23 protein-coding genes and 1 pseudogene are annotated in these 22,541 nt (G+C 72.3%); 8 read left to right on the top strand and 16 right to left on the bottom strand.

What is annotated here, in order from left to right; translation table 11 throughout:
- Positions 1-78: 78 nt before the first annotated feature.
- The 3 genes from IE260_RS30870 to IE260_RS30860 all read right to left on the bottom strand — a co-directional run bounded on the left by IE260_RS30870 (position 79) and on the right by IE260_RS30860 (position 2,909).
- Entirely contained in the window at positions 79-816 is a 738-nt protein-coding gene (locus IE260_RS30870) for a methionine ABC transporter permease (protein WP_189877836.1), read from the bottom strand.
- Positions 813-1,850: a methionine ABC transporter ATP-binding protein gene (locus IE260_RS30865; protein ID WP_189877834.1), complete on the bottom strand. Its 1,038-nt coding sequence runs from the start codon at positions 1,848-1,850 to the stop codon at positions 813-815. Before IE260_RS30865 ends, IE260_RS30870 begins: the two co-directional genes overlap by 4 nt.
- A 408-nt stretch (positions 1,851-2,258) precedes the next feature.
- Positions 2,259-2,909: an HAD family hydrolase gene (locus tag IE260_RS30860; RefSeq protein WP_189877832.1), complete on the bottom strand. Its 651-nt coding sequence runs from the start codon at positions 2,907-2,909 to the stop codon at positions 2,259-2,261.
- Positions 2,910-3,228: 319 nt separating this feature from the next.
- On the opposite strand from IE260_RS30860, the gene IE260_RS30855 reads away from it, so the two are divergent.
- Positions 3,229-3,588 (top strand): hypothetical protein, encoded by a 360-nt coding sequence (locus IE260_RS30855; RefSeq protein ID WP_189877830.1) that lies wholly within the window; start codon positions 3,229-3,231, stop codon positions 3,586-3,588.
- Between the two features lies 1 nt (position 3,589).
- Entirely contained in the window at positions 3,590-4,006 is a 417-nt protein-coding gene (locus IE260_RS30850; RefSeq protein WP_189877962.1) for a hypothetical protein, read from the top strand.
- A 14-nt stretch (positions 4,007-4,020) separates the two neighbouring features.
- On the opposite strand, the gene IE260_RS30845 is transcribed toward IE260_RS30850, so the two are convergent.
- The 3 genes from IE260_RS30845 to IE260_RS30835 form a co-directional block, all read right to left on the bottom strand.
- The gene (locus IE260_RS30845; RefSeq protein ID WP_189877960.1) at positions 4,021-4,518 is read right to left on the bottom strand and encodes a GNAT family N-acetyltransferase; all 498 of its coding nucleotides are present in this window, start codon (positions 4,516-4,518) and stop codon (positions 4,021-4,023) included.
- Positions 4,519-4,575: 57 nt separating this feature from the next.
- A complete protein-coding gene (locus IE260_RS30840) occupies positions 4,576-5,070 on the bottom strand; it encodes a sigma-70 family RNA polymerase sigma factor (protein WP_189877829.1) in 495 nt (164 codons plus the stop codon).
- 75 nt (positions 5,071-5,145) lie between these two features.
- Positions 5,146-6,318: a glycerophosphodiester phosphodiesterase gene (locus IE260_RS30835; RefSeq protein ID WP_189877827.1), complete on the bottom strand. Its 1,173-nt coding sequence runs from the start codon at positions 6,316-6,318 to the stop codon at positions 5,146-5,148.
- A 565-nt stretch (positions 6,319-6,883) separates the two neighbouring features.
- Here IE260_RS30835 and IE260_RS30830 point away from each other — a divergent pair.
- Positions 6,884-7,513 (top strand): lysophospholipid acyltransferase family protein, encoded by a 630-nt coding sequence (locus IE260_RS30830; RefSeq protein WP_229881477.1) that lies wholly within the window; start codon positions 6,884-6,886, stop codon positions 7,511-7,513.
- Between the two features lie 103 nt (positions 7,514-7,616).
- On the opposite strand, the gene IE260_RS30825 is transcribed toward IE260_RS30830, so the two are convergent.
- From IE260_RS30825 to IE260_RS30805, 5 genes and pseudogenes are all read right to left on the bottom strand, one after another.
- On the bottom strand, positions 7,617-9,149 hold the full coding sequence (locus IE260_RS30825; protein ID WP_189877825.1) for an MFS transporter: 1,533 nt from the start codon (positions 9,147-9,149) through the stop codon (positions 7,617-7,619).
- A complete protein-coding gene (locus tag IE260_RS30820) occupies positions 9,146-9,697 on the bottom strand; it encodes a TetR/AcrR family transcriptional regulator (RefSeq protein ID WP_229881475.1) in 552 nt (183 codons plus the stop codon). Before IE260_RS30820 ends, IE260_RS30825 begins: the two co-directional genes overlap by 4 nt.
- 107 nt (positions 9,698-9,804) lie before the next feature.
- Positions 9,805-10,776 (bottom strand): aldo/keto reductase, encoded by a 972-nt coding sequence (locus IE260_RS30815; protein ID WP_189877821.1) that lies wholly within the window; start codon positions 10,774-10,776, stop codon positions 9,805-9,807.
- 134 nt (positions 10,777-10,910) lie between these two features.
- Positions 10,911-12,338, bottom strand: a complete 1,428-nt coding sequence (gene argH / locus IE260_RS30810; protein ID WP_189877819.1) for an argininosuccinate lyase — start codon at positions 12,336-12,338, stop codon at positions 10,911-10,913.
- 41 nt (positions 12,339-12,379) lie between these two features.
- A pseudogene (locus IE260_RS30805) lies at positions 12,380-12,804 on the bottom strand (argininosuccinate synthase); the annotation flags it as partial.
- A 200-nt stretch (positions 12,805-13,004) separates the two neighbouring features.
- Here IE260_RS30805 and IE260_RS30800 point away from each other — a divergent pair.
- The 5 genes from IE260_RS30800 (at position 13,005) to IE260_RS30780 (ending at position 17,383) form a co-directional block, all read left to right on the top strand.
- On the top strand, positions 13,005-13,592 hold the full coding sequence (locus IE260_RS30800; protein ID WP_189877817.1) for a pyridoxamine 5'-phosphate oxidase family protein: 588 nt from the start codon (positions 13,005-13,007) through the stop codon (positions 13,590-13,592).
- A gap of 3 nt (positions 13,593-13,595) precedes the next feature.
- Entirely contained in the window at positions 13,596-14,303 is a 708-nt protein-coding gene (locus tag IE260_RS30795; RefSeq protein ID WP_189877815.1) for a L,D-transpeptidase family protein, read from the top strand.
- Positions 14,304-14,388: 85 nt separating this feature from the next.
- Positions 14,389-15,771, top strand: coding sequence for a ferredoxin reductase family protein (locus IE260_RS30790; protein WP_189877813.1), 1,383 nt, complete (start codon positions 14,389-14,391; stop codon positions 15,769-15,771).
- Positions 15,772-15,795: 24 nt separating this feature from the next.
- Positions 15,796-16,590 (top strand): FMN-binding protein, encoded by a 795-nt coding sequence (locus IE260_RS30785; RefSeq protein WP_189877811.1) that lies wholly within the window; start codon positions 15,796-15,798, stop codon positions 16,588-16,590.
- A 55-nt stretch (positions 16,591-16,645) separates the two neighbouring features.
- Positions 16,646-17,383: an FAD:protein FMN transferase gene (locus tag IE260_RS30780; protein WP_189877956.1), complete on the top strand. Its 738-nt coding sequence runs from the start codon at positions 16,646-16,648 to the stop codon at positions 17,381-17,383.
- Positions 17,384-17,586: 203 nt separating this feature from the next.
- Here the strand turns inward: IE260_RS30780 and IE260_RS30775 are convergent, their stop codons facing one another.
- Genes IE260_RS30775 through argC form a run of 5 tightly spaced genes read right to left on the bottom strand, consistent with a single transcriptional unit; the run spans position 17,587 to position 22,417 of the window.
- Positions 17,587-18,126, bottom strand: coding sequence for an arginine repressor (locus tag IE260_RS30775; RefSeq protein WP_189877809.1), 540 nt, complete (start codon positions 18,124-18,126; stop codon positions 17,587-17,589).
- Between the two features lie 7 nt (positions 18,127-18,133).
- On the bottom strand, positions 18,134-19,339 hold the full coding sequence (locus IE260_RS30770) for an acetylornithine transaminase (RefSeq protein ID WP_189877807.1): 1,206 nt from the start codon (positions 19,337-19,339) through the stop codon (positions 18,134-18,136).
- Positions 19,336-20,244: an acetylglutamate kinase gene (argB, locus tag IE260_RS30765; protein WP_189877805.1), complete on the bottom strand. Its 909-nt coding sequence runs from the start codon at positions 20,242-20,244 to the stop codon at positions 19,336-19,338. The genes IE260_RS30770 and argB overlap by 4 nt, the downstream gene beginning before the upstream one ends.
- Entirely contained in the window at positions 20,241-21,392 is a 1,152-nt protein-coding gene (argJ, locus tag IE260_RS30760) for a bifunctional glutamate N-acetyltransferase/amino-acid acetyltransferase ArgJ (protein ID WP_189877803.1), read from the bottom strand. Before argJ ends, argB begins: the two co-directional genes overlap by 4 nt.
- Complete coding sequence (argC, locus tag IE260_RS30755) at positions 21,389-22,417, bottom strand: N-acetyl-gamma-glutamyl-phosphate reductase (protein ID WP_189877801.1); 1,029 nt, start codon at positions 22,415-22,417, stop codon at positions 21,389-21,391. Before argC ends, argJ begins: the two co-directional genes overlap by 4 nt.
- Between the last annotated feature and the right edge of the window lie 124 nt (positions 22,418-22,541).

The raw sequence follows: 22,541 nt of genomic DNA, 5'->3' as shown, positions 1-22,541 counted from the left end.
GGTGCCGGCGCGAAGCGCCGTCGTTGAGGGGGGTGGTGGTCGGGCGACGGGTGGGCGGTACGGGGGGTCCGGGTGGGGTTACGCGACCTTGCCGACGTCGGCGGCCGCAGGCTCCTTGGCCTTGAGCAGGCGCAGTTTCGGCCCGGCGCCCGAACGTCCGCCGCGGCGGTGCAGGGCGCGGGCCGCGTAGTCGCCGGCGAACTGGATGACCGAGATGGCCACGGCGAGAACCGCCACGGTGACCCACATCAGGCCGGTCTCGAAGCGGTTGTATCCGTAGCGGACGGCGAGGTCGCCGAGGCCGCCGCCGCCGACGGTGCCGGCCATGGCCGAGTAACCGATGAGGGCGATGACCGTGGTCGTGGTGCTCGCGATGAGGGAGGGCAGGGCTTCGGGGACGAGGACCTTGCGGACGACGGTCCAGGTGTTGCCGCCCATGGCCTGCACGGCCTCCACCAGGCCGCCGTCGACCTCGCGGACGGCCGTCTCGACGAGGCGCGCGAAGAAGGGGATGCCGCCGATGGCGAGCGGCACGATCGCGGCCTCGCTGCCGATGGTCGTCCCGGTGATCCAGCGCGTGAAGTTCATCAGCGCGACCATGAGGATGATGAACGGCAGCGAGCGGCCGATGTTCACGACCTGGCCGATGACCTTGTTCACCACGGTGTTCTGCAGCAGGCCGCCCTTGTCGGTCAGGACGAGCAGGATGCCGAGCGGGAGTCCGCCGACCACGGCGATCAGGGTCGACCAGCCGACCATGACCAGTGTCTCCCGACACGCCTGCTCCAGCAGGGGCTGCATCTCGGACCAGGTCACTTGGCACCTTCCTTCACCAGCAGCGGCTGGTCCTCGTTCACCACGTCGATCTGCAGCCCCTGTTCGCGCAGGAAGCCGACCGGCACGACGTTGTCCTCGTAGCGGCCGGGCAGTTCGATGCGCATCCGGCCGATCTGGAGGCCGCCGACGGTGTCGATGGCCGCACCGAGGATCGATATGTCGATGTTGTAGGTGCGGGAGAGCTGGGAGATGACGGGCTGGGTGGCGGCCTCGCCGTGGAAGGTGACGTCGAGGACGGTCCGGTCGTCGCCGGTGGCGGCGCCGCCCACGGGGAAGAGCGCGGCGGCCAGTTCGGAGCCCGGGGTGGCGAGGAGTTCGCCGACCGTGCCGGACTCGACGACACGGCCCTTGTCCATCAGGGCGGCCGAGTCGCAGATGCTCTTGACGACGTCCATTTCGTGGGTGATGAGCAGGACGGTCAGGCCGAGCTGCCGGTTCAGGTCGCGCAGCAGCGTCAGGATGGAGCGGGTGGTCTCCGGGTCGAGGGCGCTGGTGGCCTCGTCGGACAGCAGGACCTTGGGGTCGCCGGCCAGGGCGCGCGCGATGCCGACGCGCTGCTTCTGGCCGCCGGAGAGCTGGGCGGGGTACGCCTTGGCCTTGTCGGCGAGGCCGACCAGGTCCAGCAGCTCCAGCGCCTTGCGGGAACGTTCCTTCCCTGACTTGCCCAGGATCTCCAGCGGCAGCTCGACGTTGTCCTGCACCGTCCGTGAGGACAGCAGGTTGAAGTGCTGGAAGACCATGCCGATGCGGCTGCGCGCCTGCCGCAGCTCCTTGCCGGCGCGCGGGCCGCGGCCGGCGAGCGCGGTGAGGTCCTGACCGGCGACGGTGACCGTGCCGGAGGTGGGGCGCTCCAGGAGGTTGATGCAGCGGATGAGCGAGGACTTGCCGGCGCCGGACTGGCCGATGACGCCGTAGACCTCGCCCTCGCGGACGTGCAGGTCGACGCCGTCCAGGGCGGTGACCTCGCGGCCGCGTGAGCGGTAGACCTTGGTGAGGCCCGATGTGGTGATCACGTGGGTTTCCGTCACTGTCGAGTGCGCGGCGCGGGTGTGTGCGCCGGGCACGGGGCGTTGTTCTTCGGGGTTCTTGGGTCCTTCGGAACGCGGCACGGTTCTCGCGGTGGCGATGGAACCGGGGAGAAACGTGTGCGCGGGGCGTGGCTCAGTCGCGTGCGCGGGGCGCGACGGCGGACGTGAGCGGGCGCTCGCTTCGGGGCGCGAGGCTCAGGTGGTGCAGGGGCCCTCTAGAAGGCGCACATTCGACACATACAACGAGCACCGGGCGTGGTCGTCGCCTCGGTCGCAGGGGTGCGGTCGCTCGTCGTGGTCATGCGATCAGTAAAGCAGACGTATCGTCCTGACCGGACACCGCTGTCCGCATGGTGGACAGCGGTGGACGCCGGCGGGCCCCTGGGCCGCCCGTCAGCCGCGCAGGGAGATCTCCACAGCCTGGTCGGTGACCAGTACCGACAGGGCCGAGAGGTCGTTCACCACCAGGTCGGCGTCGAGTTCGCCGGCCGGGTGCGTTGTGGCCAACGCCACGGTGGTCATGCCGGCGGCCCGGCCGGCCTGGAGTCCGGCGGGGGCGTCCTCGAAGACGACGCAGGCGGCCGGGTCGACGCCCAGGGCCCGGGCGCCGAGGAGGTAGGGCTCGGGGTCGGGCTTGCCGCGGGTGATGTCGTCGGCGGCGACGAGCGTCTTGGGCAGGATGCCGACGGCGTCCAGCCGGGCCTCGGCGAGCCGGCGGGTGGCCGAGGTGACGACAGCCCAGCGGTCGGCGGGCAGCCCGTCCAGGAAGTCCTTGGTGCCCGGCAGCAGGTGCACGCCGCGATGGGGGACGTCCTCGACCTCCAGCTTCTCGATCCGCGCGACGGCCTCCGGCACGACCTCGGCGGGCAGCAGGTCGGCGGCTATCTCCGCGGCCGGCCGCCCGTGCAGCTCGACGCGGGCGAACTCCTCGGCCGTGATCCCGTACTCGCCGGCCCAGCGCGTCCAGCAGCGGCGCACGGAGTCGAGGGAGGAGACGAGGGTTCCGTCGTTGTCGAACAGGAGGGCTTGCGCGTGGATCTTCATGACCTCGACCCTACGGCGCCGGTGCGTCCTGCCGGACGGGGCCGCCCGCGCGGCAGCGACCGGTCGAGGGCCTGCCCGCCGGGCGGCGCGGACGGGGTGCCGGCTCCCCGGCGCCCAGGCCGGGCGACACGCCCCCGGGCACACGCCCCTGCGGGGCACGTCCGCCCGAGTCGGGGCCTGGACCCGCGCCGCGCCGGCGAACGGCCGCCGCCGGGCGCCGCCCGGGGCGTGAGCGCGGCGCAGGGCGGCGGGTACGGGCGGAGGCCGTGTGGCGGGGCCGCGCGCATCGGGTCTTTCGGCCCGTAATAGGGTCGCTGCCATGCTTGACGTCCTGACGCTGGTGACCGGAGTCGCCGCGCTGCTGCTCGCCGCCTGGTGCGGCTGGGCCGCCTACCGTGACCAGCCGACGAAGGACTGGCACTTCATCGGCATGGGCGTGGTGTCGCTGCTGGCCCTCGTCCAGCTGGTGGTCGGGATCGTGCAGTTGGCGCGGGGCGATGACCCGGAGCAGGGCACGACGATCTTCGTGGCGTATCTGCTGGGCGCCTTCGCCTGCGTCCCGGCGGCGGGGTTCATGTCGCTGGCCGAGCGCACCCGCTGGGGCTCGGTGACGGTGGCCGCGGGCGGCGTCGTCCTCGCCGTCCTCGAGGTGCGGCTGTATGACATCTGGGGAGGCTGAGGTGGCGGCGACCGAGGAGAAGCCGGCCCGGGCACGGCTGATCGGCGGGCCCGGGATCCTGCTGGTGTGGCTGTACGGGGTGATGGTCGTCGGTGCCGTCTCGCGGTCCGTGCACCAGATCGCGACCGAGTTCGACCGGGCGCCGCTCGCCTACTCGCTGTCCGCGGTGGCGGGCCTCGTCTACGGCTTCATCACGTACACCCTGGTGCGCGGCGGGGAGACCGCCCGCAAGGCGGCGCTGGTGTGCTGCGCCGCCGAGCTCGTGGGCGTCCTGACGGTCGGCACCTGGACGCTGGTGGAGCCGTCCGCCTTCCCCGACGCGACCGTGTGGTCGGACTACGGCATGGGGTACCTGTTCATTCCCGTGCTGCTGCCGCTGACCGCCCTGTACTGGCTGCGCAGGGCCCGCACCGCGTAGCGGGTGACGCCCCGTCAGGCCGTGGTGGCGTAGGTGCCCGCCGGCTTCTCCAGGACGATCATGAGGACGCCGTCCGCTCCCTGCGAGGTCCCCACCGTCTCGTAGCCCACCCGCCGGTACAGCCGCAGGTTGCTCTCGCTGCGGTGGCCGGTGTGCAGGCGGAAGCGCTTGGCACCGTGCTTTTCGGCGAGGGCGGACTCGGCGGCGCGCAGCAGCCGGCCGCCGATGCCGTGCCCCTGGAGGCGGGGGTGGACGCAGAGCTTGCCGATGGACGCGGCGCCGTCCTCGGCCACCCGGCCGCGCACCGAGCCGACCACCTCGTCACCGAGCCGGGCCACGAAGACGCAGTCGGCGGCCACCTCCTCGCGGACCGAGTCAAGGGTCTGGACGAGCGGGTCGATGCGGTAGTTGCCGTACAGCGCCGCCTCGCTCTGGAAGCAGAGGTACTGCAGCCGGAAGATCTGCTCGGCATCCTGCTCGGTCGCCGCCGAGATGGTCACGCTCATGCCCATGTGCGCATGCCTCCCGCTCACCTGATCACCTGTGGTCCCCCACTCCTATCCCCGTCCTCAGCGAGCCGCAACCTCCGGCGTCAGCAATCGCCGTAGACATCCCAGACATCTGGAGCGTTCCGGCCCAAGGCTGCCCTGTGAGATACCCAACTCCCCCGCGATTTCCCGGTATGTCAGGTCCTGCGGGGACAGCAGCGCCTCCAGCAGCCGCGGGCAGCGGCCGGGCAGCCGGCGCACGGCCTCGCGCAGGGCGCGGCGGCGGGCGGCGGCGAGGGCGAGCTGTTCGGGTTCGCGTTCGGCGGCGTCGGCGGGTTCACCGGCGTACGGCCGTTCGATCCGGGTCGTGCGGCGGGTGCGGCGGGCCTCGATGCGGACCGCGCTGCGCAGCCAGCGGTGCGGGTCGTGCGGCGGGCCGTCGGCCTCCAGGCGTTCCAGAAGGCGCAGCCAGACCGCCTGTTCCAGGTCGCCCGGCTCGGCTCCGGAGGCATGTGCCTCGGCGGACGCCTCGGCGGTGAGCAGAGGTCGAAGGGTGGTGACCAGGTCGTGCGTCATATGCAGGGCGACGCGGTCGCCCGGGCGGCGGGTTGCCCGGGCGACCGAAGGTCACCCCAACCGGGGTGGTGCCGCTCAGCGGTTGACGAAGTCCTCGCGGGCCAGCAGTCCCGTGTCCGGGTGGTCGGTGAAGACGCCGTCGATGCCGGTGGCGAAGTAGGCCTGGAAAGCGCCGAAGACGTCACCGTAGGCGTCCTTGGCGCTGCCCTTGCGGAAGTTCGCGGGCAGGAACGGGTTCTCGTTGCGCATGGTGTACGGGTGCAGGATCAGGCCCGCCCGGTGCGCGTCGCGGACGAGGGTGGTGGGCTCGGTGAGGTTGCCGGCGGGGTCCCGCGGGATGACCAGGTCCAGGGTGGGGCCGATGCCCTGGGCGTAGGAGGCGATCTCCTTCAGGCCCGCGGGCGTGATGAGGTCGGCGGTCGTGCGCGGGTCGCCGGTCTCGGCGAAGTCCCAGGGGCGGGTGTTCGCGCCGGACAGCAGCACGGCGAGCGGGTTGCCGACGAGCTTGTTCATCCGCTGGATGCTGGTGGGCTCGAACGACTGGATGATGACGGGCGAGTTCTTCTTGTCCTTGCCGTACCTGCGCAGCAGCCTGGCGAGCCGCTCCTCGGTGCCGAGGCCGAGCTTGCGGAAGTAGGTGGGGTGCTTGAGCTCGGGGTAGATCCAGACCTGCTTGCCGCGCTTGCGGGTCTGCTCGTCCTGCCAGCGGAGCACCTCTTCGAAGGAGGGGATCTCCCAGCGGCCGTCGTAGAGGGTGTTGTGCGGCCGGTTGGCCGGGATGCGCTCGGTGGCGCGGAGGGTCTTGAGCTCGGCGAGCGTGAAGTCCTCGGTGAACCAGCCGGTGGTGGAGACGCCGTCGAGCAGCTTGGTGCGCTTGCGGTCGGCGAACTCGGGGTGGTCCGCGACGTCCGTGGTGCCGCCGATCTCCGGCTCGTGCCGGCACACGAGGTGACCGTCCTTGGTGGGCACCAGATCACCGGCCTCGACGATGTCGGCACCCATGTCCAGGGCCAGCTCGTAGGCGCCGAAGGTGTGCTCGGGCCGGTAGCCGCTGGCGCCGCGGTGACCGATGACCGTCGGCACGGGCAGGCCCTTCAGCCCGCCCTGGCCGCCGCCCTGCCGGGCGTCGGCGGCTCTCGCCGTGCCCGGCAGGCCGAGTACGGCTCCGCCCGCGCCGAGCACCGCGGCACCGAGGAGCGCCCGCCGTCCGGTCCCGCCCGCCTGCTCGTCCGACTCCCGCGTTCCCATGAGCGACCTCCTGCCGTTGACCCGTCAGTGCGGGCCGATCGTAGGGGCGCGTACATGACGAACGGGAGACCGCGGGCGGAACACGCGGGTGCCGCCGGATGTCGCATGGGCGCGGAGTGGCCCGTGGGCCTGGATGTCTGACAGACCGTCGGCTTGGGGGCGGACGGGCGGGGTACGCGGCCAGTGACCGCGGCCGTCGTGGCAGGGTTCCCGCGGGGCCCTGGCAAGGCGAACGGGGTCGGCGGCGCGGCCGCAGCGGCGCGCCTCCCGCCGTCTGCGCGTCGCGCGTGCTTCGATCCGGGCCGTGTCCGCACCACCGGACCGACGACGCCGGTCCCTGTGGACGCGACCTGGCTCACATCCCCGGGTTCGCGTTACGGCCGCGCAACACCACGGCACCGCAGGTGAACACGCGTCAACACTGAGTAACACCTCGGTCAACCCGACGTGCGCGACCCCCTGGGCCGCGAGTAATGTCCTCACCTGCACAGACTCATACCGCATCCCGACACCGGAGGGCCCGTTGTCCCGCTTCGCGCTCATCAAGGCAGTGCTCGGACCGATCATGCGCCTGATGTTCCGCCCACAGGTGGAGGGCGCGGAGCGCATCCCGGGCGACGGTCCGGTCATCCTGGCCGGCAACCACCTGACGTTCATCGACTCGATGATCCTGCCGCTGGTCTGCGACCGTCAGGTCTTCTTCATCGGCAAGGACGAGTACGTCACGGGCAAGGGCCTCAAGGGCCGGCTGATGGCCTGGTTCTTCACGGGCGTCGGCATGATCCCGGTCGACCGCGACGGCGGCCGGGGCGGTGTCGCGGCGCTGATGACCGGCCGCCGGGTGCTGGAGGAGGGCAGGATCTTCGGCATCTACCCGGAGGGCACCCGCTCGCCCGACGGCCGTCTCTACCGCGGCCGCACCGGCATCGCCCGGCTCACCCTGATGACCGGCGCCCCCGTCGTGCCGTTCGCGATGATCGGCACCGACAAGCTCCAGCCGGGGGGCGCGGGCCTGCCCCGGCCGGGCAAGGTCACGGTCCGCTTCGGCGAGCCGATGGAGTTCTCCCGCTACGAGGGCATGGACCGCGACCGCTACGTCCTGCGGGCCGTGACCGACTCCGTGATGGCCGAGGTCATGCGCCTCTCCGGCCAGGAGTACGTGGACATGTACGCCAGCAAGGCCAAGGCGGCCTGACGCCGCGGAACCTCCCGACGGCGGGCCGCTGAGCAAGTGGCCCGCCGTCGGCGTGTGGACGACCGGGCGCCGGGCGGAACACCCGGCGCTCACCGGCCAGGGGTCACGGGTGCTCGACCCCGTCCTCCAGGCGCTGTCCGCGCAGCAGGAACCAGGCGGCGACGGAGGCCGCCAGCAGCACGACCGCACCCGCACCGGCCGCGAGGGTCAGCCCGTCGACGAAGGACTGCCGGGCGGCGTCCAGCAACGCCTCGGCCGTGTGCGCGGGCAGACCGGAGGCGACTTCCACGGCGCCGCCCAGCGACTCGTGCGCCGCGGCCGGGGTGCCCGCCGGGCCCGTGAAGTCCCGGTAGACGCCGGTCACGATCGAACCGAGTACGGCGATGCCGAGGGCGGCACCGAGTTCGTACGCCGTCTCGGAGACCGCGGAGGCGCTGCCCGCCTGGTCCTTGGGCACGCTGGAGAGGATCACGTCGGCGGTGACGGTGAACGAGAACCCGGCGCCGACGCCGACGACCAGCAGGGCCGTGCCGAGCAGCGGGTAGCCGGTGGACTGGCCGATGACGGTCAGCGCGGCGAGCGCGAACCCGACGGCCGCGAGTCCGCCGGAGACCACGGCGCGGACGGAGAAGCGCCGGGCCGCGCGGCCCGCGATCAGACCGGCCACCACCGCGCCGATCGCGGCGGGCAGTTCGGCGAGGCCGGCCTCGAACGGCGGCCTGCCCTGGACGAGTTGCAGGTACTGGGAGAGGAAGAACACCAGCCCGGACAGGCCGAGGATGGTCAGCAGGTCGGCCAGGACCGCGCCGCTGAACCCGCGGCTGCGGAAGAGCCGCATGTCGAGCAGCGGGATCGGCATGGTCAGCTGACGGCGCACGAAGCCGTAGAGGGCGGCGGCACCCAGCAGACCGACGGCCAGGGTCGTCCAGGCGAACCCGTGCGAGGCGGCCTCCTTGATCGCGTACACGACGCCGACCATGCCGACCAGCGACAGCGTGACGCTGAGCAGGTCCCAGGGGCCGGGGTTCGGGTTGCGGGACTCGGGCAGCATCCTGATGCCGACGAGGACGAGGACGGCCATCACGGGCAGGTTGATCAGGAAGACCGAGCCCCACCAGAAGTGCTCCAGCAGGAAACCGCCCACGATCGGGCCGACCGCCGTACCGGCGGACGCGGTGGCGCCCCAGAGACCGACGGCCAGGCTGCGCTCGCGCGGGTCGTGGAAGAGGTTGCGGATCAGGGCGAGGGTGGCGGGCATCAGGGTGGCGCCGGCGACGCCGAGCAGGGCCCGGGCGAGGATCATCAGCTCGGGCGTGGTCGCGTAGGCGTTGAGCACCGATATCGCGCCGAACGCCGTGGCGCCGACGAGCAGGATCCGCTTGCGGCCGATGCGGTCGCCGAGGCTGCCCATGGAGACGAGCAGACCGGCGATCACGAACGAGTAGACGTCACCGATCCACAGCAGCTGGGTGCCGGACGGCCTCAGGTCCTCGCTGATGTAGGGCGTCGCGAGACCGAGCACGGTCGCGTCGACGGCCACCAGCAGCACGGCCAGCACGAGGACGGACAGCGCGACCCAGCGACCGGGGCGCTTCACCGCCTCGGTCGTGTTCGCCGCCTGCAGGGTGCGGGTCATGATTCCTCTCTCCGGAGTGCGCCGCCGAGCAGCAGCTCGACGATCAGGTGGGTGAAGTCGTTGCGCGCCACGCGGCCTTCCGTCACCGCCCAGGCGCCGGAGGCCAGCAGGCCGTACAGCGCCTCGGTGAGCCAGACCGGGGTCAGGTCGATACGGAACTCGCCGCTCTCCTGGCCCCGGCGGAACAGCGCGGTGAGCCGGGCGTCGAGGCGGGCCCAGCCCTCGTTCTGCTCCTCGCCCTCGAACAGCTGGTTCTCGGTGTAGAGGAAGGCGAGCAGACCGGCCGCCGGCTCGATCTCGCGCACGAGGCGGCGCACCGCCCCGGCCGCCGGGCCGTCGTCCAGGCGGGCCGTCTCCACGGCCGCCTCGCACTCGGCGAGGCCGAGTGCCTCCAGTGCCCGTACGAGGGCGTCGCGCCCGGCGAAGTGGCGGTGCAGCGTGGCCCGGCTGATCCCGGCGGCCCGGGCGACCTCGTCCATGGTCGCGGTGGACTTGCGGGTCAGCAGGGCCGCGGCGCTGCGCAGTACCTGTTCTCGATCGACGGCCATGAGACAACGGTAACCCATGTGAGACATCTTTGTCTCACACTGGGCATGCGTGACTCACGGCTCGATCACTCCGGGGCCGTCCGGCAGGTGTCGGGGCGGGTGTCCGGTCAGCGCCAGGGCAGCTGGGCGCGCCGCTCCCAGTAGGCGGACGGGTCCTCGGCGAGCGCGGCGAGGCGTGCCCGCTGGTCTTCGTCGAGGTCGACGACGGTGGCGTGCAGGTTCGAGCCGAGCTGGGCGACGGTCGCGGCGCCGGAGAGGACGACGCCGGCCCAGGGCTGCCGCAGGATCATCGCGAGGGCGACCGCGTCGCAGCCGAGGGTCGTCTCCTCGGCGACGGCCTTCAGCACGTCCGGAGCGTGCGGCTCGGCGAGCCGGCCGTTGGCCATGCCCTCCTTGACGATCACGGTGAGCCCGGCGTCGTGCGCCTCGGCGAGCGCGGGTCCCGCGGAGGTCTCCAGCACGTTGTACGTGGACTGGACCGTACGGAAGAGCGGCTCGCCCTCGACGGTCACGGCGAGCGCGGCACGGATGGCGTCGGCCTGGGCCGGGCCGCTGGTGGAGAAGCCGACGGTGAGGCCCCCGACGGCGGCCTCGGCCAGCTTCGCGTGGAGTTCCTTGTCGGTGAGGGCCGGGCTGTCGGGCGTGAGCGAGTGGATCTGGTAGAGGTCGAGCCGGTCGCCGAGGAGGGCGTCGCTCTCGGCCCGCTGACGCTCGTACGTGGCGAGGCCGTGGTCCTTGACCTCGTGCTGCTCGGCGTCGGCGGACCAGCCGGCCGTGTAGGTGTACCCCCACTTGCTGCCGACGACCACGTCGTCCACGTCGGGGCGGGCCTCGAGCCACGCGGCGAGGAACTCCTCCGACCGGCCGTAGGAACGGGCCACGTCGAAGTAGCGGACGCCCTGCGCGTAGGCGGCGTCGAGGAGGTCGTGGGTACGGGTGCGCAGCGCCTCGACGCTGCGGTCCTCTCCGAGGTCGTGGTCCCGGCCGAGGTTGATGTATCCGGGACGGCCGACGGCGGCGAGGCCCAGGCCGATGTGGCAGGTGGGGGTCGTCACCGAGGCCAGGCGGGCGAAGGGCATCGCGGGCTCCGTTCGGTCGGCTCCTTGCGGCTCAGGACCAACCTAACCGGGATGCCCCGCCCGCACGCGCGCGTGGACGTCGGCGGTGCGGTACGCGCGCGTGCGGCGTACCGGGCCGCACGCGCGCGTGTGCGCTACTTCTTGGCGTTCGCCCATTCGTGCTGGGCCGCCACGTCCGCCCGGACCTCGGCGAGCTGGACGGCGACCGCGCCGGGCGCCGTACCGCCGCGGCCGTCGCGGGAGGCGAGGGCGCCGGGGACGTTCAGCACCGACCGGACCTCGGGGGTCAGGTGGGCGGAGATCTTCGAGAACTGCTCGTCGGTGAGGTCGTCCAGCTCCTTGCCCTCGGCCTCGGCCACCTTCACGCACTCGCCGGCCACCTCGTGCGCGACCCGGAACGGGACGCCCTGCTTGACCAGCCACTCGGCGATGTCGGTGGCGAGCGAGAACCCGGCCGGGGCCAGCTCCTCCATCCGCTCACGGTGCACGGTGAGCGTGGCCATCATCCCGGTGAAGGCGGGGAGCAGTACCTCCAGCTGGTCGATGGAGTCGAAGACCGGCTCCTTGTCCTCCTGGAGGTCGCGGTTGTACGCGAGCGGGAGGGCCTTGAGGGTGGCCATCAGCCCGGTGAGGTTGCCGATCAGGCGGCCGGACTTGCCGCGGGCCAGCTCGGCGATGTCGGGGTTCTTCTTCTGCGGCATGATCGACGAGCCGGTGGAGAAGGCGTCGTGCAGGGTCACGAAGGAGAACTCCTTCGTGTTCCAGATGATGATCTCCTCGGCGATCCGGGAGACGTTCACGCCGATCATCGCGGTGATGAAGGCGAACTCGGCGACGAAGTCGCGCGAGGCCGTCCCGTCGATGGAGTTGCCCGCGCTGCCGTGCTCGAAGCCGAGGTCCTTCGCCACCGCCTCCGGATCCAGACCGAGCGAGGAACCGGCCAGGGCGCCCGAGCCGTACGGCGACACCGCCGTGCGCGCGTCCCACTGGCGCAGTCGCTCGGCGTCCCGGGAGAGCGCCTGGACGTGGGCGAGCACGTGGTGGGCGAAGAGCACCGGCTGGGCGTGCTGGAGGTGGGTGCGGCCGGGCATCGCCACGTCCGGGTGGGCCTCGGCGAGGCCGATCAGCGCGTCCTGGAGGTCGGCGATCAGGCCGCCGATCGTCCGGGCGTGGTCGCGCAGGTACATCCGGAAGAGGGTCGCCACCTGGTCGTTGCGGGACCGGCCGGCGCGCAGCTTGCCGCCGAGGTCGGGGCCGAGCCGCTCCAGCAGGCCGCGCTCCAGGGCGGTGTGGACGTCCTCGTCGGCGATGGTGCCCACGAAGGAGCCGTCGGCGACGTCGGCTTCGAGCCGGTCGAGTCCCTCGATCATGCGGGTCAGCTCGTCCGCCGTCAGCAGCCCCGCCTTGTGCAGCACACGTGCGTGGGCACGCGAACCGGCGATGTCGTACGGCGCGAGCCGCCAGTCGAAGTGGACGGACGCGGACAGTTTCGCCAGGGCCTCGGCGGGACCGTCGGCGAAACGGCCGCCCCAGAGCCGTACGTCACCGCTGTTGCTGCTCACTTGCGTTGCTCCTAGGGAGGGTCGGTCGGTGGTACGCGAGGTTACGCCTGTGCCAGGTCGGGCCTGGCCCCGATCTTCGACGACAGGCCGTGGATGTCGATGAAGCCCTTGGCGGCGGACCGGTCGAAGGTGTCGCCGGTGCCGTAGGTGGCGAGGTGGAAGTCGTACAGGGACCGCTCGGAGCGCCGGCCGGTGACGACGGCGCGGCCACCGTGCAGGGTCGTCCGGACGTCGCCGGAGACGTGCCGCCCGGCCTCGTTCACGAAGCCGTCCAGGGCGCGCTTGAGCGGGGAGAACCACTGGCCGTCGCAGACCGGTTCGCCCCAGCGCTGCTGGCCTGGCGCTTGTGGCGGGCCGGTTCACGCTCGACGGTGACGTTCTCCAGCTCCTGGTGGGCGGTGATCAGGGCGATCACGCCCGGGGCCTCGTAGACCTCGCGGGACTTGATGCCGACGAGCCGGTCCTCGGCGGTAGGCGAGCACGACGCGCTCGGTCACGGGCTTCTCCTCACAGTGCGCACCCTTGTCTGCATGAGTATGCAGAAGCCTGCATGATTCGTCAATCCTGTGACGGGTGCCGGCCGGGGCCGCCCGCGGCGTGTCCGGATGCCGGGACCCGCGGTGATTCCCCGGACAGGGCAGCGCGTGCAACCCATAATCGTTAGACATGGGAAAGACTTATGAGCGCATAGACGGCAGACTCCGTACCTTCATCGAGGCACAGCCCCTCTTCTTCACCGCCACCGCTCCGCTCGACGCCGACGGAACGGTCAACCTCTCCCCCAAGGGCCTCACGGGCTCCTTCGCGGTGCTCGACGACCGCACGGTGGCCTACCTCGACTTCGCCGGCTCCAACGCCGAGACCATCGCCCATCTGCGGGAGAACGGGCGGATCACCCTCATGTGGTGCGCCTTCCAGGGGCCGCCGAACATCGTCCGTGTGCACGGCCGCGGCGAGCCGGTCTTCCGTGACGACCCGCGCTTCGCGGAGCTGCTCACCCGGTTCAGGGACATCGACCCGGCCCCGCACGGCCTGCGCGCGATCATCGTCGTGACGGCCGAGCTCATCCGCGACACCTGCGGGTACGCCGTGCCCTTCATGGCGTACGAGACGGACCGGGACCTGCACGGCAAGCGTTTCGCCCGCGAGGACGACGCCTCGCTCAGCGAGTACTTCACCAAGAAGGAGCACGTCGCCACGAGCCTTGACGGGCTGCCCGGGCTGCCGTTGCCGCTGCCTCCGTCTACCGTCTGAGCCATGCGTCCCGGTGCCGTCGCCGCCCTCCTGTCCGCGGCCGCCCTCGTGCTCGGTGCCGCCCCCGCCGGCGGGCCACCGCCCCGGCCGCTGCCGGCCCGGATGGCGGACACCGGCGGCGGCACCCAGCTGATCACCGCCGTCGCCCCGGGCGCCCGCTCGACCAGGGGCACCGTCACCTGGTGGGACCTCAGGGGCGGCAGCTGGGTGAAGGCCGGTTCCGCGCCCGCGCGCTTCGGGGCCGGCGGACTGGCGGACGGGACGAAGCGCAGACAGGGCACGAACACCACCCCGACCGGGCTGTACGACCTGCCCTACGCCTTCGGCATCGAGGCGGCGCCGCGCGGGACGACGTACCGGTACCGCCCGGTGCGGCAGGGCTCCTGGTGGTGCCAGGACAACCGCTCCCGCTCCTACAACCGCTGGACCGAGCCGCGGGCCGCCGACTGCCGCGCCGCCGAGGCCGAGCATCTGATCACCTACCGGGCCCAGTACGCGCACGCCATGGTCGTCGGCTTCAACTACCACCGCCCGGTGCGCGGCCGCGGCGCGGGCATCTTCCTGCACGTCGACGGGCGCGGGGCGACGGCCGGTTGCGTGTCGGTGCCGGCCGAGGCGATGCGACGGATCCTCGACTGGGCCGAGCCGGCGGCCGAGCCGCACCTCGCGATCGGCACGTCGGGCGGGGCGACGGCGATCACGCGGTACTGAGCGGCGGCAGAACCGGAACCGGCTGAACGCTCGCGTGGTGCGGCCCGTATCTGTGGGCCAAGGGCCGAGTCCCCACGGAGGAACCGTGACCACCACGCTCGCCGGCGGCCGTGCCGCCCGACGCCAGACGATGCGCCGCATCCGTCCGCGCCGCTCCCCGGCCGTCCCCCTGCTGCTCGCCGTGTGGGCGGGCGCGGCGGGTGTGTTGTGGCTGTGGTGGCGCAACACACCCGCCATCTCCGACGACACCGGCAGGATCCTGAACGCGGGCCGGATCACCGGCCTGCTGGCCGGGTACCTCATGGCGCTCGTGGTGCTCCAGATGGCCCGGGTGCCCGCGCTGGAACGGCGGGTGGGCTCGGACCGGGTGGCCCGCTGGCACGCCATGACCGGCCGCTACACGCTCTGCCTGGTCCTCGCCCACGTCTTCCTGATCATGTGGGGCTACGCGGCGCAGGCCGGCAAGGGCCTCGGCGACATCGTCCAGCAGACGGTCGACTCCGTGAACCAGCTGCCGGACATGGGCAAGGCTGCCATCGGCACCGGACTGCTGCTGTTCATCGGGCTGCTCTCGATCGGCCCGGTCCGCCGCCGGATCCCTTACGACGCCTGGTACCACGTGCACCTGCTCACCTACGCGGCGGTGTTCCTGACCTTCTGGCACCAGCTGACCACCGGCAACGACTTCGCCGTCGAGCCGGTCGCCAGGACCGTCTGGTACGCCCTGTACGGGACGGTGACCGCGCTCGTGGTCTGGTACCGGATCCTGACCCCGCTCCGCCTCAACCTGCGGCACCGGATGCGGGTCGAGGCGGTGATCGAGGAGACGCCCGGGATCGTGTCGGTGCTGATCGGCGGGCGCAGGCTGCACCGGATGGGCGCGGAGGCGGGGCAGTTCTTCCGCTGGCGGTTCCTGGCGCCGGGGATGCGGTTCAGCTCCCACCCGTACTCGCTGTCGGCGGCGCCCCGCCCGGACATGCTCCGGATCACCGTGAAGGCGATCGGCGACCACAGCGCCCGGCTGCGCGAACTGGAGCCCGGCACCCGGGTGTGGGCGGAGGGGCCGTACGGGGCGCTGACCGCGCAGCGCCGCAGCCGCGGGAAGGTGCTGCTGGTGGCGGGCGGGGTCGGGATCACACCGATGCGGGCGCTGTTCGAGACGCTGCCCGGCGCGTCCGGCGACATCACCCTGCTGTACCGGGCCAACAGCACCCAGGACCTGGCGCTGTGGGACGAACTCGCCCGGATCGCCGACGAGCGCGGGGCCAGGCTGATGTACGCGGTCAACAGTCCGGACGGGGAGCGCCCGGACATCTCGCCGGAGACGCTGGGCCGCAAGATCCCGGACATCGACCGCCACGACGTCTTCCTGTGCGGGCCGCCCGGTTTCGCCCAGTCGGTGTACGAGGCGCTGCGCGGCGCGGGAGTCCCCGCCCGTCGCATCCATCACGAGTCGTTCGAGATGTGACCGAGGATCAGGAGCTCAGGGCAGATGAGGAAGAGTCACCCCGTCCGGCGTGCCGTACTGGCCGGCGCCGCGACCGTGTCCGGGATCGTGCTGCTGCTGTCGCTGAAACCGGCCTCCGACCCGGGCTCCGCCTCCGCGGCGGGCGGCGCGGCCCCGCCGGTGGCCGCGCAGTCGCCGCAGGGCGGGCGGGGCGCGGGCGTCGGCACGGTCACCGGTGACGCGGCCAGTACCCGGTACGGCCCCGTGCAGGTCCGGCTCACGGTGAAGGGCGGGAAGATCACGGGCGCCGAGGCCGTGCGGGCGCCCGAGGGAGGGCAGAGCGACCGGGTCACCGCCGACGCCGTACCCCGACTCAACCAGGCCGCCGTCGCCGCCGGCAGCGCCGACATCGACGCCGTATCCGGCGCCACCTACACCAGCGCCGGATACAAGCAGTCCCTCCAGTCGGCACTGGACAAGCTGGAGGAGGCCGCGGGATCCGCCGGACAGGGCGGCGGACAGGGCGAGGGAACAGACGGACAGGGCTCGGGCAGCGGCTCCCAGGGCACCCGCACCCTCACCGGCGCCGTCGCGCAGACCCAGTACGGGCCCGTGCAGGTCCGTGTCACCGTCAGCGGTGGGAAGATCACGGGCGCCGAGGCCGTGCAGGCGCCCGAGGGAGGGCAGAGCGACCGGGTCACCGCCGACGCCGTACCCCGACTCAACCAGGCCGCCATCGCCGCCGGCAGCGCCGACATCGACGCCGTATCCGGCGCCACCTACACCAGCGCCGGATACAAGCAGTCCCTCCAGTCGGCACTGGACCGGGCCGGTGGCTGACACCGTGGCCGATTCCGCACAGGCTCCCGCCGCGGTGCGCCGGGTGGAGGAGACGATGGGGACCGTCTTCTCCTTCGACGTCCGCGGCGGGGAACCCACGGCCGTACGCACGGCGCTGGACGAAGCGGTCGCCGGGCTGCACCGGGTCGACGAGGTGTTCAGCACCTACCGGGAGGGCAGCGAGGTCTCCCGGCTGGCGCGCGGTGAGCTGTCCCTCGGCGCGTGCGCGCCCGAGGTCGCCGAGGTGCTGGAGCTGGCCGCGGAGGCGGAGCGGGTGAGCGACGGCTGGTTCAGCACGTCGTACCAGGGCCGGCTCGACCCGACCGGGATCGTCAAGGGCTGGGCCGTGGAGCGCGCCGCCCGGCGGGTCGCGGCGGCCGGTGCGACGGGCGTCAGCGTCAACGGGGGCGGGGACGTGCAGTTGCTCGGGACGCCGGGGGCGGGGCGGCCGTGGCGGGTCGGCGTGTCGGACCCGCTGCGTCCGGGCGGGCTGGCGGCCGTGGTCTCCGCCGCGCGGGCGGACGAACTGGCCGTCGCGACGTCCGGCTCGGCGGAGCGGGGTGCGCACATCGTCGACCCACGCACCGGGCGCTCCGCGGTGACCGATCTGGTGGCGGTGACGGTGGTGGCGCCGCGGCTGACGTGGGCGGACTGCTGGGCGACGGCGGCGTTCGCGATGGGGGCGCGGGAGGGGTTGCGGTGGCTGGAGTCCCTGGACGGGGTGGAGGCGCTGTTGGTGACCGCGGGGGACGAGGTGCGGTGCACGGGGGGTTTGGCGGGGTGGCTGGGGTGAGCCCCGTTTCGGAGTGACCGGCGCAGCTGCCGGGGTGCCGGCGTACCACTCGCCCGCGTGGGCGCGGCGCCTCCCCCACTCTCGGCTTCGCTCGAGCGGAGGGAGCGCCGCTCGGGCCGGCCGCGCCCGCAACGCCTCGGGGGCGCGGGGAACTGCGCGACCGGCCACCCGCACCCCACCGACGGCACGAGCCGTCGCGTCGCTCAGTGCCCGTTCTGAGCCAACCTCAGCAGATGATCCGCCAGTGCCTGCCCGCCCGTCGGCTCCCGGCTGATCAGCAGCAGCGTGTCGTCACCGGCGATGGTGCCGAGGATGTCGTGCAGCTCCGCCTGGTCGATCGCCGAGGCCAGGAACTGGGCGGCGCCCGGTGGGGTCCGCAGGACCACGAGGTTGGCGGACGCCTCCGCGGAGATCAGCAGCTCCTGCGACAGCCGCCGCATCCGCTCCTCCTTCGCCGACTCCCCCAGCGGTGCCCGCGGGGTGCGGAAGCCCCCCTCGCTCGGCACCGCGTAGATCAGGTCGCCGTCGTTGTTGCGGATCTTCACCGCGTTCAGCTCGTCGAGGTCGCGGGAGAGCGTCGCCTGGGTGACGGTCAGCCCGTCGTCGGCGAGCAGCTTCGCCAGCTGGCTCTGGGAGCGCACCGCCTGCCGGTTGAGGATGTCCACGATCCGGCGGTGGCGTGCGGTGCGGGTCTGCGGTACGGCAGGCCCGTTGGTCTGCTCGTGCTCCTGCGCCTGGCTCATCGTCGTCTCATTCTCCGGATCGTCCGTCCCCGTGGGCCTCGTGGGCCTGGTCAAGGATGCCGGGAAGCGCCCCGATGAAGGCGTCCACCGCGTCGTCGCCGAGGGTCAGCGGCGGCATCAGCCGTACGACATCGGGTGCGGGCGCGTTCACGAGGATTCCGGCGTCCTGAGCCGCCTGCTGTGCCGTGGGCGCGAGCGGCTCGGTGAGCACGATACCCAGGAGCAGGCCCGAGCCCCTGACGTGGCTGATCAGCGGGTGGCCGAGAGCCTCGATTCCGGCGCGGAGCCGCTCGCCCTGCCGCTTGACGTTGTCGAGCAGCCCCTCGTCCGCGATGGTGTCGAGGACGGCGAGACCGGCGGCGCAGGCGACCGGGTTGCCGCCGAAGGTCGTGCCGTGCTGGCCCGGCTGGAGCAGCTCGGCGGCCCGGCCGAAGGCGACGGTGGCGCCCAGCGGCAGCCCGCCGCCGAGGCCCTTGGCGAGGGTGACGACGTCCGGCAGGACACCCTCGTGGGCCTGGTACTCGAACCAGTGCCCGGTCCGGCCGATGCCGGTCTGCACCTCGTCCAGCACCAGCAGGGCACCGGTGGCGGCGGTGATGGCGCGCGCCGCCTTGAGGTACCCGGCGGGCGGCACGACGACGCCGTTCTCGCCCTGGATGGGCTCGATGATCACCAGGGCGGTGTCCTCGGTGACCGCCGCGGCCAGGGCCTGGGCGTCGCCGTAGGGCACGTGCGTGACGTCGCCGGGCAGCGGCAGGAACGGCTCCTGCTTGCCGGGCTGCCCGGTCAGCGCCAGGGCGCCCATGGTGCGGCCGTGGAAGCCGCCCCGGGTGGCCACCATGTGCGACCGCCCGGTCAGCCGGCCGATCTTGAAGGCGCCCTCGTTGGCCTCCGCGCCGGAGTTGCAGAAGTAGACCTTGCCGTCCCGGCCGAAGTGCTGCAGGAGCCGTTCGGCGAGCGCGACGGGCGGCTCGGCGATGAAGAGGTTGGAGACGTGGCCGAGGGAGGCGATCTGCTTGCTCACGGCCTCCACCACCGCCGGGTGGGCGTGGCCGAGCGCGTTGACCGCGATGCCGCCGACGAAGTCGAGGTACTCCTTGCCGTCGGCGTCCCAGAGCTTCGCGCCCTCACCGCGCACCAGCGGGAGCCTCGGGGTGCCGTAGTTGTTCATGAGCGCGCCCTGCCACCGCGCGGTCAGTTCCTGATTGGTCATACGGCATCCCCCTCGTTCTCGTCGGGCACGACCATCGTGCCGATGCCCTCGTCGGTGAAGATCTCCAGCAGGATCGAGTGCTGGACCCGGCCGTCGATGACGCGGGCGGTGGTGACGCCGTTGCGCACGGCGTGCAGGCAGCCCTCCATCTTCGGGACCATGCCGGAGGACAGCTCCGGCAGCAGTTTCTCCAGCTGGGAGGCGGTGAGGCGGCTGATCACCTCGTCGCTGTTCGGCCAGTCCTCGTACAGTCCCTCGACGTCGGTGAGGACCATGAGGGTCTCGGCGCCCAGTGCCGCAGCGAGTGCCGCAGCCGCCGTATCAGCATTGACGTTGTAGACATGGTGATCGTCCTGGGAGCGGGCGATCGACGAGACGACCGGGATGCGGCCGTCGGCGAGCAGCGCCTCGATGGCGCCGGTGTCGATCTCGGTGATCTCGCCCACCCGTCCGATGTCGACGGCCTCGCCGTCGATCTCGGGCTGGTGCTTGGTGGCGGTGATGGTGTGCGCGTCCTCACCGGTGAGGCCGACGGCGAGCGGGCCGTGCTGGTTGAGCAGCCCGACCAGCTCGCGCTGCACCTGGCCGGCCAGCACCATGCGGACGACGTCCATGGCGTCCTCGGTGGTGACGCGCAGGCCGGCCTTGAACTCGCTGACGATGCCGTGCTTGTCGAGGGCGGCGCTGATCTGCGGGCCGCCGCCGTGCACGACGACCGGTCTGAGGCCGGCGTGGTGCAGGAAGACCACGTCCTGCGCGAACGCGGCCTTCAGGTCCTCGTCGACCATGGCGTTGCCGCCGAACTTGATGACGACGGTCTTGCCGTTGTGCCGGACCAGCCACGGCAGCGCCTCGATGAGGATCTGCGCCTTGGGCAGGGCGGTGTGCTTACGAGTAGTGCTCATGAGGAGTACGCGCTGTTCTCGTGGACGTAGTCGGCGGTGAGGTCGTTGGTCCAGATGGTCGCCGTCTCGGAGCCGGCCGCGAGGTCGGCGACGACGTGTACCTCGCGGTAGCGCATGTCGACCAGCTCGCGGTCCTCGCCGACGCCGCCGTTCTTGCACACCCAGACGCCGTTGATGGCGACGTTGAGGCGGTCCGGCTCGAAGACGGCGTCCGTCGTGCCGATCGCGGAGAGCACCCGGCCCCAGTTGGGGTCCTCGCCGTGGATGGCGCACTTGAGGAGGTTGTTGCGGGCGATGGTGCGGCCCACCTGGACGGCGTCCTCCTCGGTCGCGGCGTTCACGACCTCGATCTTGATGTCCTTGCTGGCGCCCTCGGCGTCCCGGACGAGCTGCTGCCCGAGGTCGTCGCAGACGGTGCGGACGGCCTCGGCGAACTCGTCGTACTGCGGGGTGACGCCCGAGGCACCGGAGGCGAGCAGCAGCACGGTGTCGTTGGTGGACATGCAGCCGTCGGAGTCGACCCGGTCGAAGGTGACCCGGGTGGCGGCGCGCAGGGCCTTGTCGAGCGTCCCGGCGTCCAGGTCGGCGTCGGTGGTGAGCACGACGAGCATGGTGGCCAGACCCGGGGCGAGCATGCCGGCGCCCTTGGCCATGCCGCCGACGGTCCAGCCGTCCTTGGTGACGACGGAGGTCTTGTGCACGGTGTCGGTGGTCTTGATGGCGATGGCGGCCTTCTCGCCGCCGTGCTCGGACAGCAGGCCGGCGGCCGTCTCGACCCCCGGGAGCAGCTTGTCCATGGGGAGCAGGACGCCGATGAGGCCCGTCGAGCAGACGGCGACCTCTCCGGCGCCCACGCCCAGCAGTTCGGCGGCCTTCTCGGCGGTGGCGTGGGTGTCCTGGAAGCCCTTCGGGCCCGTACAGGCGTTGGCGCCGCCGGAGTTGAGGACCACGGCGGACAGCTGCCCGCTCTTGAGGACCTGCTCGGACCACAGGACGGGCGCGGCCTTGACCCGGTTGGAGGTGAAGACGCCCGCGGCGGCGCGGCGGGGGCCGTTGTTGACCACGAGGGCCAGGTCGGGGTTGCCGTTCTCCTTGATCCCGGCGGCGATGCCCGCCGCCGTGAATCCCTTCGCTGCCGTCACGCTCACGGCGCAACTCCGATCGTCGTCAGTCCGGTGGTCTCGTCGAGACCCAGGGCGATGTTCATGCTCTGGACGGCACCGCCCGCGGTGCCCTTGGTCAGGTTGTCGATGGCGCTGATGGCGATGATGCGGCCGGCGGAGGCGTCGTGCGCGACCTGGATCTGAACGGCGTTGGAACCGTGGACGGACGCGGTCGCGGGCCACTGCCCCTCGGGCAGCAGGTGGACGAAGGGCTCGTCGGCGAAGGCCTTCTCGTAGGCGGCCCTCAGTGACTCGCCGGTGACGCCGTCCCGGGCCTTGGCGCTGCAGGTGGCGAGGATGCCGCGGGGCATCGGCGCGAGGGTCGGCGTGAAGGAGACGGAGACCGGCTCGCCGGCGGCCGCGCCGAGGTTCTGGATCATCTCGGGGGTGTGCCGGTGGACGCCGCCGACGCCGTAGGGCGACATGGAGCCCATGACCTCGCTGCCCAGCAGGTGCGGCTTGGGTGCCTTGCCCGCGCCGGACGTGCCGGAGGCGGCGACGATCACGGCCTCCGGCTCGGCGAGGCCGGCCGCGTAGGCCGGGAACAGCGCCAGCGACACGGCGGTGGGGTAGCAACCGGGTACCGCGATGCGCTTGGACCCCTCCAGCGCGGCGCGGCCACCCGGCAGTTCGGGGAGGCCGTAGGGCCAGGTGCCGGCGTGCGGGGAGCCGTAGAAACGCTCCCAGTCGCCGACCTCCTTCAGCCGGAAGTCGGCGCCCATGTCCACGACCAGGACGTCCGGGCCGAGCTGCTCGGCGACGGCGGCGGACTGCCCGTGCGGCAGCGCGAGGAACACGACATCGTGCCCGGCGAGGACCTCGGGCGTGGTCGCCTCCAGGACGCGGTCGGCCAGCGGCAGCAGATGCGGCTGGAGCGCGCCCAGCCTCTGCCCCGCGTTGGAGTTGCCGGTCAGGGCGCCGATCTCGACCTCGGGGTGGGCCAGGAGCAGACGCAGCAGCTCTCCGCCCGCGTACCCGCTCGCTCCGGCCACTGCCGCACGTACCGCCATGGAAAACCCTCCTCCTGGATGGCATGACTATACGTTTCGCTGCACGTTTATGCAATCCAGTTCCGAGGGCCCGCTCCGGCGTCGGGGACGCCGCCCACTGGTGAGGCCCCCCGGTGCGGGCGGG

This window comes from Streptomyces viridiviolaceus (assembly GCF_014650995.1).
Taxonomy (GTDB): Bacteria; Actinomycetota; Actinomycetes; order Streptomycetales; family Streptomycetaceae; genus Streptomyces; species Streptomyces viridiviolaceus.
This window is presented reverse-complemented; position numbering and strand designations above follow the sequence as displayed.

Excerpts from the sequence above, each read along its gene's own strand:
- IE260_RS30860 (WP_189877832.1), bottom strand. The coding sequence starts at position 2,909 with ATGAAGATCCACGCGCAAGCCCTCCTGTTCGACAACGACGGAACCCTC.
- IE260_RS30855 (WP_189877830.1), top strand. The coding sequence starts at position 3,229 with ATGCTTGACGTCCTGACGCTGGTGACCGGAGTCGCCGCGCTGCTGCTC.
- IE260_RS30845 (WP_189877960.1), bottom strand. The coding sequence starts at position 4,518 with ATGGGCATGAGCGTGACCATCTCGGCGGCGACCGAGCAGGATGCCGAG.
- IE260_RS30840 (WP_189877829.1), bottom strand. The coding sequence starts at position 5,070 with ATGACGCACGACCTGGTCACCACCCTTCGACCTCTGCTCACCGCCGAG.
- IE260_RS30835 (WP_189877827.1), bottom strand. The coding sequence starts at position 6,318 with ATGGGAACGCGGGAGTCGGACGAGCAGGCGGGCGGGACCGGACGGCGG.
- IE260_RS30830 (WP_229881477.1), top strand. The coding sequence starts at position 6,884 with ATGCGCCTGATGTTCCGCCCACAGGTGGAGGGCGCGGAGCGCATCCCG.
- IE260_RS30825 (WP_189877825.1), bottom strand. The coding sequence starts at position 9,149 with ATGACCCGCACCCTGCAGGCGGCGAACACGACCGAGGCGGTGAAGCGC.
- IE260_RS30820 (WP_229881475.1), bottom strand. The coding sequence starts at position 9,697 with ATGGCCGTCGATCGAGAACAGGTACTGCGCAGCGCCGCGGCCCTGCTG.
- IE260_RS30815 (WP_189877821.1), bottom strand. The coding sequence starts at position 10,776 with ATGCCCTTCGCCCGCCTGGCCTCGGTGACGACCCCCACCTGCCACATC.
- IE260_RS30800 (WP_189877817.1), top strand. The coding sequence starts at position 13,005 with ATGGGAAAGACTTATGAGCGCATAGACGGCAGACTCCGTACCTTCATC.
- IE260_RS30795 (WP_189877815.1), top strand. The coding sequence starts at position 13,596 with ATGCGTCCCGGTGCCGTCGCCGCCCTCCTGTCCGCGGCCGCCCTCGTG.
- IE260_RS30785 (WP_189877811.1), top strand. The coding sequence starts at position 15,796 with ATGAGGAAGAGTCACCCCGTCCGGCGTGCCGTACTGGCCGGCGCCGCG.
- IE260_RS30780 (WP_189877956.1), top strand. The coding sequence starts at position 16,646 with ATGGGGACCGTCTTCTCCTTCGACGTCCGCGGCGGGGAACCCACGGCC.
- IE260_RS30775 (WP_189877809.1), bottom strand. The coding sequence starts at position 18,126 with ATGAGCCAGGCGCAGGAGCACGAGCAGACCAACGGGCCTGCCGTACCG.
- IE260_RS30770 (WP_189877807.1), bottom strand. The coding sequence starts at position 19,339 with ATGACCAATCAGGAACTGACCGCGCGGTGGCAGGGCGCGCTCATGAAC.
- argB (WP_189877805.1), bottom strand. The coding sequence starts at position 20,244 with ATGAGCACTACTCGTAAGCACACCGCCCTGCCCAAGGCGCAGATCCTC.
- argC (WP_189877801.1), bottom strand. The coding sequence starts at position 22,417 with ATGGCGGTACGTGCGGCAGTGGCCGGAGCGAGCGGGTACGCGGGCGGA.